This is a genomic window from Polaribacter pacificus, assembly GCF_038024035.1.
GTDB classification, from domain to species: Bacteria; Bacteroidota; Bacteroidia; order Flavobacteriales; family Flavobacteriaceae; genus Polaribacter; species Polaribacter pacificus.
The window spans coordinates 1,839,699-1,854,981 of record NZ_CP150664.1; the positions used below are offsets into that span (position 1 = coordinate 1,839,699).

Below are 15,283 nucleotides of genomic sequence, written 5' to 3' on the forward strand. Positions count from 1 at the left end.
ACCAGTCAAAAAATGTCTAAAGAAAAGAAATCAAAAGAAGAAGATATAGAATTAGGTTCCTTATTAATCCTTATTGGAAAGGGTTTTTCCAAAGTTTTTATATTCATCGCCTCTATTTTTACAGGATTGTTTCATTGGTGTATTCTTGCTTTATTGTTTGTAAAAATGCATTTAAAGAAACTTTTATTGGCAGCTGCTATTGGAGCTGGTATCGGGGGTGTTATAGAAATACAGACTACCCCAACCTATGGAGCAAATCTTTTAGTACAGCCTAATTTTAACAGTGCTAGACAGTTGTATAATAATATTCAGTATTATAATGAGCTGGTCAAACAAAAAGACACAGTGATGCTCTCTAAATCATTTGGTATTTCTAATGAATCGGCAGCCTCTTTAAAAAAGTTTGAAATAGCACCAGTAAAAAATGAAAATGACCTTTTAGAGGCTTATGACGATTTAATTTTATCTGTTGATACATTAACAGCTAAGAGTTATTCTTTTTCTCAATTTAAAAACACCTTTACAAGGTACGATTATAAGGTTCAAAACATTCATGTAATGGCAAAACAAAATGCCGTTTTTACGAAATTAGAAAAAGGCATTGTTTCTTCGGTTATAGAGAATGATTATTTTAAAAAAGTTAAAAAGTTAAATAATGAAAACCTTAACAGAACGGACTCATTATTGCGTAAAAATTTAACTCAAATAGATTCTCTAAGACAAGTCTATATGCAGGTGATGTTAGAAGAAGCTAAAAAGACAACGACTGGTACTTCTATTGATTTAGGTGGTCAGAGAAAATCAACCAAAGAAATTGAGCTCTTTGAGACCAATAGAATTATTAACAAAGACTTAAAGGAACTAGCAAAAGAGAAATCTGAAAAAACAGAAGTATTAAACATCATTTCAGGTTTCCAACCAGTCGGCTATGTTATAAGCGGGATAGACAATAATTATATTACCCTTTTGGCTGGTCTTGGAGCAGGACTAATGTTTTTCGTTTTATTAATGTTAAAACTAAACAAGTATTTAAATAATTACAAGCAAAAGTAATATGAACACAATATTGATTACGGGAGGAGCGGGGTTCATTGGTGCCAATTTTTTACCTTATTTTTTGAAAACAAATGTAGGGACAAAAATTATAAACTTGGATAACTTAACCTATGCAGGTGATTTAACCTATTTAAAAGAAATAGAAAATAATATTGATTACACCTTTGTTAAAGGAGATATTTGCGATCGAGATTTTGTTGAAGCTCTTTTTGAAAAATATAACTTTAATGGAGTAATACATTTTGCAGCAGAATCGCATGTAGACAATTCAATAACGAATCCAGGTGCTTTTATTCAAACAAATATTGTCGGAACTTTTAATTTGTTAGAAGTGGCAAAAAAAACATGGTTGGAAGCACCAAATCAACCAAAAAAAGGTTTTGAAAACGCACGTTTTCATCACATTTCAACCGATGAGGTTTTTGGAAGCTTGCCAGAAACAGGATTGTTTACAGAAACCACTTCTTATGCGCCAAATAGCCCATATAGTGCATCTAAAGCATCATCAGACTTTTTAGTTAGAAGTTATTTCCACACCTATGGACTTAACGTTGTTACTACAAATTGTTCAAACAATTATGGACCAAAACAGCACGATGAAAAATTAATACCTACTATTATACGGAAAGCAATTTCTGGAGAAAATATCCCTATTTATGGGGATGGAAAGAATATTAGAGATTGGTTATATGTACTTGATCACTGTAAAGGAATAGCACTTGTGTTTACAGAAGGAAGATCTGGAGAGACCTATAATATTGGTGGAAATAATGAAAGAAACAATTTGTATATCGCCACCAAAATTTGTGAAATATTGGATGGATTAGTGCCGAAAAAGAACTCCTATAAAGAGCAGATTACTTTTGTTTCGGATCGGCCAGGCCATGATTTAAGATATGCTATTGATGCTACAAAAATTGAAATAGAATTAGGCTGGAAAGCAAATGAAAATTTTGAAACAGGAATTGTTAAGACCATTCAATGGTACTTAACAAAATATCAAAAATAACATGAAAGGAATTGTATTAGCAGGAGGGTCAGGAACAAGGTTGCATCCATTAACGTTGGCGGTAAGCAAACAGTTGATGCCTGTTTATGATAAGCCGATGATTTATTACCCTTTGGCAACATTAATTTCAGCGGGAATTTCAGAAATTTTAATTATTTCTACACCCCATGATTTGCCAAATTTTAAAAAATTATTAGGGAATGGAAATCAATTGGGATGTAAATTTGAATATGCAGAACAAGCTGATCCAAATGGTTTGGCTGAAGCCTTTATAATCGGGTCAGATTTTATTGGCAATGATAAAGTTGCACTTATTTTAGGGGATAATATTTTTTACGGTACAGGCCTTGCAGACTTATTAAAGGCAAATAACAACCCAGATGGTGGAATTGTTTATGCCTATCATGTAAATGACCCTGAAAGATATGGAGTTGTTGAATTTGACAAAAATCAAAAAGCGATATCGATAGAAGAAAAGCCACTGAAACCAAAGTCTAATTTTGCGGTACCGGGGATTTATTTTTATGATAATTCTGTAGTAGAAATTGCAAAAAATATCAATCCTAGTAAACGAGGTGAACTAGAAATAACGGATGTAAACAAAACCTATTTAGAAGCCGGTAAATTAAGTGTACGGATTTTAGATAGAGGCACGGCTTGGTTAGACACAGGAACCTTTAACTCTTTAATGCAGGCAGGACAATTTGTTCAAGTTATTGAAGAACGTCAAGGATTAAAAGTAGGTTCAATTGAAGAAGCTGCCTATAAAAGCGGATTTATTACAAAAAAACAATTGCATGAATTAGCCGAACCCTTAATAAAGAGTGGCTATGGGAAACATTTAAAAGAAATATAGTGACAATAACAGAAACATATTTAAAAGGCTGCTTTGAGATTGAACCAACTGTTTTTGGTGATGATCGTGGGACTTTTTTTGAAAGCTTTAACGAAAAAGAGTTTATAGATAAAACGAATCTATCTATTCATTTTGTTCAGGATAATCAATCAACTTCTGAAAGAGGGGTTGTACGTGGATTGCATTTTCAAACAGGTAATTTTGCACAGGCAAAGTTAGTACGAGTTATCCAAGGAAAAGTATTGGATGTAGCCGTAGATCTTAGAAGAAACTCCAGCACTTTTGGGCAGCATTTTTCTTGTATTTTAACAGGTAAAAACAACAAACAATTATTTGTTCCTAGGGGTTTTGCTCATGGTTTTTCTGTTTTGGAGGATGACACTATTTTTGCTTATAAATGCGATAATTACTACAACAAAGCATCAGAGTCTGGAATTGTATATAATGATCCACAATTAAATATAGATTGGATGCTTGATGAACAAGAGATTGTTTTGTCAGAAAAAGATAAGGTACTGGAACTCTTAAATGTATTAGGGTAAGCTTATGAAAAAGATTGCATTAATTACGGGTATAACAGGTCAAGACGGCTCATATTTAACAGAATTATTATTAGAAAAGGGATATGAGGTTCATGGAATAAAGCGAAGAGCTTCTAGTTTTAACACCCAAAGAATAGATCATTTATATCAGGATCCACATGCAGAAAATAGAAAATTAATTTTGCATTATGGAGACATGTCTGATAGTACAAATTTGATACGTATTATTCAAGAAGTACAACCTGATGAAATATACAATTTAGCGGCAATGAGCCATGTCCATGTTTCTTTTGACACACCAGAATATACTGCTAATGTAGATGGACTTGGAACCCTGCGTTTGTTAGAAGCAATTCGTATTTTACATTTAGAAAAAAAGACTAAAATTTACCAGGCTTCAACATCAGAATTGTATGGAAAAGTACAAGAAGTACCCCAAACAGAGAAGACCCCATTTTATCCAAGAAGCCCGTATGGAGTTGCAAAAATTTATGCCTATTGGATTACTGTTAATTATAGAGAAGCGTATAATGTTTTTGCTTGTAATGGAATTTTATTCAATCATGAATCTCCAGTTAGAGGAGAAACATTTGTCACTAGAAAAATTACAAGAGCGGTTTCTAAGATAGCCTTGGGCTTACAGGACACCTTGTTTTTAGGAAATTTAGATGCACAACGAGACTGGGGACATGCAAAGGATTATGTTCGGATGATGTGGATGATTTTACAAGCAGATGAACCTGAAGATTGGGTGATTGCCACAGGAAAAACAACATCGGTTAGAGACATGGTAAAAATGGCTTTTTCTGAAGTTGGTATTGAATTAGAATTTATAGGTCAAGGAAAAGAAGAAAAAGGAATTGTTAAATCATGTAGTATTTCTGAGTTTTCTCTTGAAACTGGAAAAGAAGTAATTTTAATTGATCCACATTATTACAGACCGACAGAGGTTGATTTGTTAATAGGAGATGCTTCAAAAGCAAAAGAAAAACTTGGATGGACCCCAGAATATACTTTAGAAGAATTGATTAAAGAAATGATGGAGAATGATTTAAAGATCATGCAAAAGGAATTGTTTTTAAAAAACGGAGGACATCAAATAAACAACAACTATGAATAAGGATGCAAAAATATATGTTGCTGGTCATAGAGGCTTAGTTGGGAGTGCAATTGTAAAAAAATTACAACAAAGAGGCTTTAAGAATATTTTGATTAGAACGCATCAAGAACTCGACCTAACAAATCAGCAAGAAACGGCTGATTTTTTTGCTAAAGAAAAGCCTGAATATGTGTTTTTGGCAGCTGCAAAAGTTGGTGGAATCATTGCAAATAATACCTATAGAGCAGATTTTATATATGAAAATCTGATGATTCAAAACAATGTAATCCATCAGAGTTATGTGAATGAAGTCAAGAAATTATTGTTTTTAGGAAGTACCTGTATTTATCCTAAAAATGCACATCAACCCATAAAAGAAACCGAGTTATTGACCAATGAATTAGAATATACAAACGAGCCTTATGCAATTGCAAAAATTGCAGGAATAAAAATGTGTGAAAGTTATAATTTACAATACCACACCAATTTTTTATCGGTGATGCCAACCAATTTATATGGCCAAAATGACAATTTTGATTTGGAAAAATCACATGTTTTGCCGGCCTTAATTCGTAAAATTCACTTAGCCAAATTATTAGCAAGTAATAATATAGATGCTGTTTTAAAGGACCTAAAAGTTGAAAACTTAGAAAAAGCGGAAGCTCTTTTGTTAAAATATGGTGTGACAGCAAAAAGTGTAGAAATCTGGGGTTCTGGAAATCCCAAAAGAGAATTTTTATGGTCCGAAGACATGGCTGATGCATGTGTACATATTATGCAGCATGTTGATTTTAAAAACCTGACCGCTTCTTCCCATTTGAAAGGTGACCAAGGCTTTGGGGAAGAAATTAGAAATACGCATATAAATATTGGCACTGGTGTTGATCTTTCTATCAAAGAATTGGCAGAAAAAATTAAAAATATAGTTGGTTTTTCTGGTGAATTAGTATTCAATTCTGAAAAACCTGACGGAACACTTCGAAAAGTAACTGATGTTAGTAAAATTCACAATTTAGGTTGGAAATCTTCGGTAATGCTTGATGAGGGAATAAGAAAAATGTACGATTGGTATCTACAAAAATAGATGAATAGAAAAAAAATCATATTTAAAAATGTTTCTCTAGGGGTTTTTTATAAGATCTTAAGCATGGCAATTGTCTTTACAACAATTCCACTTTTATTAAACTATTTAGAAAAGGAACAATACGGAATTTGGGTAACCATTTTTTCGTTGGTGAATATTGTTTTTTTTGTCGATGCAGGAATTGGTAACGGTTTAAAAACAAAGCTTTCAGCTGCTTTGAGTTTGCAGGATTTTAAACTCGCAAAAACATATATTTCTACAGCATATATTTCTATTTCTTTAATTTCATTTGTTGTTTTTTGTTTTGGAGTTGCATTTATTTTTTTGATGAATTTACAAGATTTATTTAACACAAATCTTCCAGAAAATGAATTAATAACGGTCCTCTTTACAACTCTTTTTTTGGTGATAACAAGTTTTGTGTTGAATTTGTATAAGTCGTTTTATTATGCAAATCAGCAAACGGCAAAAGTAGAATTGGCACTGTTAATTTATCAAATAAGTGCGTTAATTTCTACGATGATTTTATTGCATTTCTTTCCTAGAAAACTATTATATGTTGCTTTGTTCTATGGAAGTTTAAATATTTTGGTTGGTCTTATTTTTACATTTCTTTTTTTTAAGAAAAATCAACATATAAAACCATCAATTGCTTCTTTTAGCAAAGAACGAGTTAAAGATTTAATGGGATTAAGCTTGGCTTTTTTTGGAATTCAATTATGTATGATTGTTATTTTTACTACTGATAATTTAATCATTAGTAAATTATTAGGACCGAGTGAAGTAACTAATTATGATATTGTATATAAACTTTTTCAGGTAGCAATTACTATATCTGTAATCGCACAAGATCCTTTTTGGGCACTCTATACAGATGCTTTTCAGAAAAAAGATTTTACTTGGATTAAGAAGACGATTATTCGATTAAATAAATTATTTGTTGTTTTTATTTTTATAATTATTGGATTATTTTTTGCTTCAAAACCACTTATTAAAATTTGGATTCAAAGAGATTTATTAATTCCAACTAGCTTAATTTTATTTATGACGATTTTTGTTTTAATACGAGTTTACGGAACTATTTATATGACATTTTTAAACAGTATTGGCAAAGTAAAACTACAGTTCTGGTTGTATGTTTTTGGAGCGATGGTTAATATACCGCTATCAATCTACTTTGTTAAAACCTTTGATTTAGGAAGTAGCGGAGTTATTTTGGGGACTGTCTTTAGTATTTTAAGCCTCTCTTTAATTTTGCCTATTCAAACATTTAGAATTTTAAAGAAATCAGAAACAAAAGCTGTTTAAATGGAAAAAAAAACCTTTTTTACAATAATCACAGCTACTTTTAATTCAGAAAAGACTCTTAAGAACACAATAGAATCTGTATTAAACCAAAGAGTTACTAATTTTGAATACATTCTTGTTGATGGAAAATCAACAGATAAAACTCTTGAAATAATTAAGAGTTATGAAAATAGTTTTAAAGAAAAGGGTATTTCTTATAGGTGGATATCAGAAAAAGATACCGGAATCTACAATGCGTTTAACAAAGGAATTCACCTATCTTTTGGGAGGTGGATATCGTTTTTAGGATCAGATGATTATTATACGATTAACGCTTTAGAGGTTTATTATAATAAACTATTAACCACCAATCAATCAATTGATTTCTGCTATTCGAATGTGCAGATGATTGATGGCCCAAGACTAATGAATGTTATCAATGGTGTTTGGAATTGGTCTATTTTTAAAAAATATATGAATATTGCTCATGTAGGGGCTTTTCATAATAAGGCTTATTTTACAAAGTTTGGGTTTTTCGATGAATCGTATACAATTGCTGGAGATTATGAATTGCTATTAAGAGCTAGACAAGATTTAAAAACCATAAAAGCTGATGAAACTACAGTGTACATGAGTGCTGGGGGCGTTAGCAATAATCAAGTTTTTAAGGCTTTTAAGGAAACATTTAATGCAAAACTGAAGACCGGAAAACGAAATTTAATACTGTGTTCTTTTGATTATGTACTAGCATTAACTAAATATTTTATAAAAAAAGTACTCCATGCGACTGTTAGATAGATATATCGTTTTTAGTAGTGTTTTTGCATTATTTACCGAAGACTTTAGTTTTCATTACGGTATTGATTGGAAACTTTTCTATCTAATTATTGCGATTAACTTTTTAATACTTTCTATAAAAAAGAACCTTTTTTTACATAAAAATATTGGAGTTGTTTTAGGGTTTTTAGCGGTTCATGGAGTTGTTTCATTTATCATTTTTAAGAATCCTTTTTCTTCGTTGATTTCACAATTAGTAGGGATTAGTTTTTGTAGTATTTATTATTATAGTTTTTTAAGGACCTACGGTTCTAAATTTCTTTTTAAAGAATATGCTAACACTGCATTTTATTTGGCAATACTTGCGTTACCGATGTTTGTTTTAAAAATAAACATGTTTACACCAGGAAGATTAAATGGCATCATGTCAGAACCGGCACATTATGCAACTGTTATGCTTCCTGCCTTGTACGTTTTGTTTCGACAAAAGCATTTTTATAAAGCTGCTATAATTTTTGTCACAATTTTGCTTTCAAAATCTTTTATAGGGTTTATTGGTGTTTTTTTAATTCTAGTAATTCCCCTTTTAAAGGTAAAATACTTTTTAAAGTATGCAATCGTGGTTTTTGCTGTTTTATGTGCCAGTGGATATTATATTAGTCTTTATTGGAATGAAAAACCAATTGAAGGTAACGAGAATTTTTTGGTACTTAGAATTAAAGATACCCAAGCCTCTTTAGAGGCGGTGTATACAGGAAAATTTGAAAACACGACCAATTTAAGCTCTTATGCCTTATTAAGCAATACATTTATTGCTTCCCATATTTTTTATGAGCACCCACTAGGAACAGGTTTGGGATCATATCAGTATGAATATCAAAAAAGATATAACTTATTAAGCCCGCCGCCTTATTTAATTGAGTTGAAACAGTCAAAAATAAATCAGCAGGATGCCAATTCATTATTTTTAAGAATACTTGCAGATTTAGGAGTTTTCGGATTACTATTTGTTGGTTTTTTTGTGTATAAGAGTATTTTATTATTTAAAAAGGATACCAGAGTAATACAACAGGGAGCCTTCTTTTATTTAGCAATTAAATTAGTGAGAGAAGGTCATTATTTTCCACCAGAATTTTATTTTTTAACCCTTATATTTTTAAAAGATTTTGATGAAGATACTACATATAGTTGAAGATTTTTCGCTAGAAAGTGGAGGGGTAAGAACGGTTGTTAAAGCCTTGAATTCAGAACTCATATCTAACGGCTACGATTCTTTAATTCTATCTGAAAAGAAAGAAAAAGAAGACGATGTAGTTGTTGTTAAAGGTAGAGATTTACCATGGAAATACTCAAAGAATTGGTCTCGTACCTTATTAGATATACACAAGAGCAAGCCCATTGATTGTATTCATATTCATGGAGTATGGATGTATCCGCAATTTATTGCATCAAAATTTGCTATAGAACATAAGATTCCTTTTGTGCTTTCTCCACACGGAATGTATGAGCCATGGTTATGGAAACAAGGAGGGTTAAAAAAGAAATTATATTTTAATCTTTTAGCAAAAAAGAAGTTTAGTAAATCAGCAGTTTTACATGCGATAACCAAATCAGAGAAAGAGAATTTACAGCACTTATTTGCAGACTCAACAGTTCAAGAAATTCCAAATTTAATTAAAACTAGACAAGTTGGTTTCGAAGATAAATTAGAAAAAAAAACCAGCGAAAAATACCTATTATTTATAGGTCGATTAGATCCCATAAAAGGCATAGATGTATTTATTAAAGCCTTTTCTCAACTATCTTCAAATGAGTTTACACTTAAAATAGCGGGTGCTTTTAACTCTTATAAAAATGAATTAGAAAGCTATGTAAAGGAATGTAATCTTGATAAAGGCAAGGTTGAGTTTTTAGGTTTTGTGAAAGAGAAAACGGTCCTAATAGAGAATGCTTTTATTGTTGTTACGCCATCGCATTCTGAAGTTATTGGAATGGTAAATTTAGAAGCAGCAATCTTAAAGACACCTGTAATTTCTACCCATCAAACAGGATTGGATCCAGGCTGGAACTCAAACGGGGGCATGTTAGTAAATCCAACTGTCTCAGAAGTTACAGCAGCACTTAAAACAGCTTTAAGCTGGACAGTTTTAGAAAGAAATGAATATGGAAATACGCTTAGTGATTTTGTTACTAAAAAGTATTCTTGGGAACATCGACTTTTAGATTGGGTACATTTGTATGAAAATTTAAAGGATGGATAAAGCAATTAAACAAATTACAAAAGGGCTTTTTTTAGCGCTAGCAATGTTTCCATTAATGAAAGAGAACATTGGGTCTTTGAGCATTATTTTATGTGCTCTTTTTGTGATTTATGACGTTGTTAGATTAAAGAAACCTAGAAAAGTAACAAAAGAATTACTCTTGTTTACTCTTGTGTTTTGGATGTATTTTCTACATGCAATTTTCACACTTGATTCTAGTTTAGATACCATATTATTTCATCTCCCTTTTTTAATTTTTCCATTATTGTTTTTTTATAGACCAGTATATATAAATGCTGCTTTTTTAGAAAAGTCACTCCTTGTATATAAAGCAAGCTTATTGCTTCAATGTGCTCTTTTCTTAATAACTTTTTTAAAAGAAAATACTTTAGCACAAGTGTTTGAAATTAGTAATGAAAACATTCCATTTTTTAGAACCTATGTAACAGAGCATGCATTTGTAGAAATTCATCCAACGTATTTTTCTATGCTTTTGCTAATTAGTTTGTCCTTGTCTCTTTTTTATAAGTATAAAGAAAAATCAATCAGTCAAAAATGGTTTAATAGAATTAATATACTCTGTGCAACTGTCTTTATTTTTATCTATGCTTCTAAGGCCGTGATGCTTATTTTAGGGCTTACAGTATTGGTGTATGTTTTTCAGTTACTAAAAAGCAAGAACCCCAAAAAAGCTGGGATACAAATTGCCGGTATTTTTTTACTTGGAATTTTGCTGATTTTTTCATTTAAAAATATTCTTATAGATCGATTTGATGAGGTTCGAACCGAAATAAATAGACCTTTGGTGGGTGATTATCACAATTCAATAAATATCCGTGTTGCCATCTTTCATTGTTCAAAAAAATTATTTTCTAGCTTGCCCGTATTTGGGTACGGATCTTCTTTGCAAGCTGAGTTAAATGAATGTTATGAGGCCAACTACGATAGTAATTTTTATAAGATTTCTACCTACAATACACATAACTATTATGTTCATTTGCTTTTATATGGTGGTTGGCTTTTTTTATTGACTTTTCTACTGTACTTCCTTTTCCTTTTTAGAAAATTTAACAAATCAACCATTGTTTTGTTGTTTTTAACACAGGTATTGCTTATAAATCTTTCCGAAAACTTCTTTTCTAGACATTATGGAATTATAATTTTTATGTACTTTGTAACACTGTTTAGTGTGCTGCAAAAAGAGCAAGTAAAAAAGAAAGAAAATATCGTATGAAAAAGAAAATCTTAGTAACAGGAGGTTCTGGTTTTATCGGAACTAATCTGATTGATTTTTATAAAGATTCTAGCGAAATTTTAAATATTGATATTGTAAAGCCACGCAATAAAGCACACCTTGTTTATTGGGAAAAAGTAGACATACTTGAGCTCAAAAACCTCACTAAAAAAATTGAAGAATTTTCTCCAGATATTATTTTTCATATGGCAGCACGAACCGATTTAGAGGGTAAAACATTGCAAGCGTATGAGGCAAATACAACGGGAGTAAAAAACATAATTTCTGCTATTGAAAACGTTGAAAATCTAGAAAAAATAATTTTTGCATCTAGCAGATTGGTTTGTGAAATAGGGTATGAGCCAAAAGATGAATTTGATTATAAACCTTCTACAATTTATGGTGAAAGTAAAATAATTGGTGAGAAAATTGTTAGAGAATCTACTGCATTACAAGCAGATTGGATACTTGTAAGACCAACTTCTTTATGGGGACCTTGGTTTGAAATACCGTATAAGAATTTTTTTACAAGCATAAAAAAGAAGCTATATTTTCATCCAAAAGGAAAAGAAATTTACAAAAAATTTGGCTTTGTTTTAAACAGCGTTTATATTTTAGATGCATTTTTAAAAGACAGCTCCTTGCATTCAAAAACAGTTTATTTATCTGATTTTAAAGCTTTAGAAGTAGGTCATTGGGCCAATTTAATTTCACAAGATTTTCATCATAAAAACACAAAACAATTACCCTATTTTTTGTTAAAAGCAATTGCAGTATTGGGTGATTTAGCTAAAAAGGGTGGGTATAAAAATCCACCATTAACAACATTCCGATTAAACAACTTAGTAACACCTATGGATTTTAATACTTTAGAAGTGCAAAATATTGTAGGAGAATTGCCGTTTACATTAAGGCAAGCGACAAAGATCACCTGTACATGGTTAAAAGAGCACTAGAATATCAAAATTTAAAAGCTTTCTCTGTACCTAAAGGGTTTAGAGGAAAATCGAAACTAGTGGTGCAACTTTGGTGGATTATTGAGAGCACCCTATTTGCATGGTCACCTCAATTTTTTTATGGATGGCGTCGATTTTTGCTGCGTTCTTTTGGCGCTAAAATTGGCAAAAATGTTTTAATCCGTTCATCTGTAAGATGTACATATCCATGGAAAATCTCAATAGGTGATTATTCTTGGATTGGAGAAAATTGTACTTTATATAGTCTAGGAGAAATTAGTATTGGAGAAAACGTTGCTATTGCACACGATGTTTACTTGAATACCGGGTCGCATGATTATCAATCTACAAAATTTGAAATTGGAGCAAAAAAAGTAATAGTAGAAGATGAATGTTGGATTACAAACGATGTGTATGTTGCGCCAGGTGTAACCATAGAAAAGGGCTGTGTTGTAGGTGCTAGAAGCAGTGTTTTTAAAAGTTTACCTGAAGGATGGGTCTGCTATGGAAACCCCGCAAAACCAATAAAAAAAAGAATTGAAAAAGAAACTCACCATTATAGGGATTAATTATTATCCAGAAGATACAGCAATTGGTTTGTACACTTCACAATTGGCAACTTATTTTAATAACGAGGGTGTTGAGGTAAGTGTTCTTACAGGATTTCCGTATTATCCTTCCTGGAAAATTAGCAAATCATATAAAAACAAAAGTTGGTTTTATAAAGAAAACATAAACGGAGTCCAGGTGTATAGATACAAGCAATATGTACCTCAAAGACCTACTTTTTTAAGACGAATTTTTCATTTACTAGACTTTACTTTTGGTACGTTTATCAATCTTTTTAAAATACAGAAAGCAGATGTCGTATTGTGTATTGTACCATTTACCAGCACAATTTTTTTAGGCTCAATTTTAGCAAAATTAAAAAAAGCAAAATTGTGGATTCATATTCAAGATTTTGAGTTTGATGCTGCATCAGATTCAGAGATGACCAAAAAAAAATCCAAAACATCTATTTTTTATAAAGTTTTGTTTCGGGTAGAAAAAAGGCTCTTACAAGCCGCAGATGTAAGAAGTACTATTAGTCATTCTATGTTAAAAAAATTAGTATCAAAGAATGCAGACAAAAAAAGTGTTTTATTGCCAAACTGGGTAGATTTAAGCACTATTGACCCTGTTTTATCGACTAGACATCATTATTTAAAATCGGATGGGTTTAAAATATTGTATTCAGGTAATATTGGAGAAAAACAAGATTGGGAGTTTTTCCTTCAATTTGCAAAACAATTAGAGAAAAATAAGCAGATAGAATTAATAATAGTTGGTGATGGGAGCAAAAGATCTTGGCTAGAAAATGAATTGATAGGTAGTAAAAATGTGACCCTATACCCACCAGTTCCATACAGTGAATTATCTGATTTACTTTGCTCAGCTGATTTACATTTCCTTTTTCAAAAAGGAGACATTATAGACGCAGTAATGCCATCAAAAATTTTAGGGATGATGGCGAGTGAAAAACCTTCATTGATCACTGGAAATCTAAACTCTGAGGTGTCAACAATTATTAGCGAATCAAAAGCAGGAGCTTATTTTAGCAGCTCAGAGTTAATCAAAGTACTAGATTTTGTGTCACTTGTTGAAAGAGACCTAAGCTTAAGAAAAGAATTTGGCATAAATGCTCGAAAATATGTTTCTAAAAATTTTTCGAAAGATGAAGTTTTAAAACAATTTAAAAGAGTACTAGAGACTATCTAATGAAAACAACGGGAAAGAAATATTCTATTTTTATAAAACCATTGATCATCCTTTTTGATGTTTTAATACTAAACAGTATTGTTTATTATTATTCAGGCTTAGCATATTTGAATGTTCAGTTTATATCCTATATGATAGCTTCATGGCTGTTTATCGCTTATTATACTAAGTTTTATAATGTATATAGGTATACGCATGTCTTAAAGCTGGTATCGTTAATCGGGGCTCAGTTTTTTATTTTTATTTTGTCTTTTTATGCTTATTTCAGCCTTTTTAATGAAGGCAATGTGGCAAACAGACAATTAGAAATAGTAGTTTCTATAGTATCAGTAATTTCTTTTTTTAAGTTCTTATCGTTTTTTTTATTAAAAAAATATCGACTTGGAGGCAAAAACTATAGGAATGTAATTGTCCTTGGAGACAATACCTCAGCAAAAAACATTGCAAAATTATTTACTCAAAGACCTGATTTGGGCTATCGATTTTTGGGTTTTTTTTCTAATAAAGAAGCAAAATCAAAAAAATATTTAGGAACCATTGAAATGGTTTTTAAGTATCTTTTAGAAGAGACGGTAGATGAAATTTATTGTGAAGTATCTGCTTTACCACAAGATGAGTTTATAAAAATTAGAGCTTTCGCAAATTTGCATAAAATCGAAATTAGATTGATACCTGAGACTAAGGCGATTTATAGTAAAGACTATATTTTAGAATATTATGGTACTCTTCCAGTTTTAAAACCAAAGCAATTGCCTTTTGAAAAAAGTGAAACACATTTTATAAAAAGGATTTTTGATTTTCTATTTTCACTATTTGTCTGTGTTTTTATTTTGTCGTGGGCCTTGCCTATTTTATATGTTTTAGTGAAAATTGATTCAAGGGGCCCATTTTTATTTAAACAAAAAAGAGATGGGATTCAGGGAAATCAATTTGTGTGTTTTAAAATAAGAACGATGAATAATGGATTGAATTCAAAGAGCACATCCATGTCAAATAGCGACATTAAAATTACAAAAATCGGTACTTTTCTTCGCAAAACGAGTTTGGATGAATTGCCTCAGTTTTTTAATGTTTTAAAAGGAGATATGAGTGTTGTAGGACCAAGACCGCACATTCTTATTCAAACAGAAAAATACATTAAAGAAATTGATAATTATATCGTTAGAAACTCTGTAAAACCAGGTATTACAGGCTTGGCTCAAGTTAGCGGATATCGAGGTGAGGTTCTGAAAAAAGAAGATATTAAAAATCGGGTAAAATATGATATTTTTTATATAGAAAACTGGTCTTTTTTATTAGATGTAAAAATTATAATACAAACAGTTTTTAATGTTTTTAGGGGTGATGAAAAAGCGTATTAATAT

15 protein-coding genes are annotated in these 15,283 nt (G+C 31.1%); all 15 read left to right on the forward strand.

What is annotated here, in order from left to right; genetic code table 11:
• Positions 1–12: 12 nt before the first annotated feature.
• The 15 genes from WHC90_RS08375 to WHC90_RS08445 are packed head-to-tail and all read left to right on the forward strand — an operon-like array spanning position 13 to position 15,280.
• A complete protein-coding gene (locus tag WHC90_RS08375) occupies positions 13–1,053 on the forward strand; it encodes a hypothetical protein (protein ID WP_188598024.1) in 1,041 nt (346 codons plus the stop codon).
• Between the two features lies 1 nt (position 1,054).
• The gene (gene rfbB / locus WHC90_RS08380; protein ID WP_188598025.1) at positions 1,055–2,065 is read left to right on the forward strand and encodes a dTDP-glucose 4,6-dehydratase; all 1,011 of its coding nucleotides are present in this window, start codon (positions 1,055–1,057) and stop codon (positions 2,063–2,065) included.
• 1 nt (position 2,066) lies between these two features.
• Positions 2,067–2,921 carry a glucose-1-phosphate thymidylyltransferase RfbA gene (gene rfbA, locus WHC90_RS08385; protein WP_188598026.1) on the forward strand — a complete coding sequence of 285 codons (855 nt, stop codon included), beginning with the start codon at positions 2,067–2,069 and terminating at the stop codon, positions 2,919–2,921.
• Positions 2,921–3,463 (forward strand): dTDP-4-dehydrorhamnose 3,5-epimerase, encoded by a 543-nt coding sequence (rfbC, locus tag WHC90_RS08390; RefSeq protein WP_188598027.1) that lies wholly within the window; start codon positions 2,921–2,923, stop codon positions 3,461–3,463. Before rfbA ends, rfbC begins: the two co-directional genes overlap by 1 nt.
• 4 nt (positions 3,464–3,467) lie before the next feature.
• Entirely contained in the window at positions 3,468–4,583 is a 1,116-nt protein-coding gene (gmd, locus tag WHC90_RS08395; protein WP_188598028.1) for a GDP-mannose 4,6-dehydratase, read from the forward strand.
• Entirely contained in the window at positions 4,576–5,646 is a 1,071-nt protein-coding gene (locus WHC90_RS08400; RefSeq protein WP_188598029.1) for a GDP-L-fucose synthase family protein, read from the forward strand. The genes gmd and WHC90_RS08400 overlap by 8 nt, the downstream gene beginning before the upstream one ends.
• Entirely contained in the window at positions 5,647–6,954 is a 1,308-nt protein-coding gene (locus tag WHC90_RS08405; protein WP_188598030.1) for a lipopolysaccharide biosynthesis protein, read from the forward strand. It begins immediately after the preceding gene.
• Positions 6,955–7,731, forward strand: coding sequence for a glycosyltransferase family 2 protein (locus tag WHC90_RS08410; RefSeq protein ID WP_188598031.1), 777 nt, complete (start codon positions 6,955–6,957; stop codon positions 7,729–7,731).
• On the forward strand, positions 7,715–8,902 hold the full coding sequence (locus tag WHC90_RS08415) for an O-antigen ligase family protein (RefSeq protein ID WP_188598032.1): 1,188 nt from the start codon (positions 7,715–7,717) through the stop codon (positions 8,900–8,902). The genes WHC90_RS08410 and WHC90_RS08415 overlap by 17 nt, the downstream gene beginning before the upstream one ends.
• A complete protein-coding gene (locus WHC90_RS08420; RefSeq protein WP_188598033.1) occupies positions 8,880–9,971 on the forward strand; it encodes a glycosyltransferase in 1,092 nt (363 codons plus the stop codon). Before WHC90_RS08415 ends, WHC90_RS08420 begins: the two co-directional genes overlap by 23 nt.
• Positions 9,964–11,205 carry an O-antigen ligase family protein gene (locus tag WHC90_RS08425; protein ID WP_188598034.1) on the forward strand — a complete coding sequence of 414 codons (1,242 nt, stop codon included), beginning with the start codon at positions 9,964–9,966 and terminating at the stop codon, positions 11,203–11,205. The genes WHC90_RS08420 and WHC90_RS08425 overlap by 8 nt, the downstream gene beginning before the upstream one ends.
• Positions 11,202–12,161, forward strand: coding sequence for an NAD-dependent epimerase/dehydratase family protein (locus tag WHC90_RS08430; RefSeq protein ID WP_188598035.1), 960 nt, complete (start codon positions 11,202–11,204; stop codon positions 12,159–12,161). The genes WHC90_RS08425 and WHC90_RS08430 overlap by 4 nt, the downstream gene beginning before the upstream one ends.
• Positions 12,143–12,730: a WcaF family extracellular polysaccharide biosynthesis acetyltransferase gene (locus WHC90_RS08435; protein ID WP_188598036.1), complete on the forward strand. Its 588-nt coding sequence runs from the start codon at positions 12,143–12,145 to the stop codon at positions 12,728–12,730. The genes WHC90_RS08430 and WHC90_RS08435 overlap by 19 nt, the downstream gene beginning before the upstream one ends.
• Positions 12,699–13,919, forward strand: coding sequence for a WcaI family glycosyltransferase (locus WHC90_RS08440; protein WP_188598037.1), 1,221 nt, complete (start codon positions 12,699–12,701; stop codon positions 13,917–13,919). The genes WHC90_RS08435 and WHC90_RS08440 overlap by 32 nt, the downstream gene beginning before the upstream one ends.
• Entirely contained in the window at positions 13,919–15,280 is a 1,362-nt protein-coding gene (locus WHC90_RS08445) for an exopolysaccharide biosynthesis polyprenyl glycosylphosphotransferase (protein WP_188598038.1), read from the forward strand. The genes WHC90_RS08440 and WHC90_RS08445 overlap by 1 nt, the downstream gene beginning before the upstream one ends.
• Positions 15,281–15,283 lie beyond the last annotated feature (3 nt).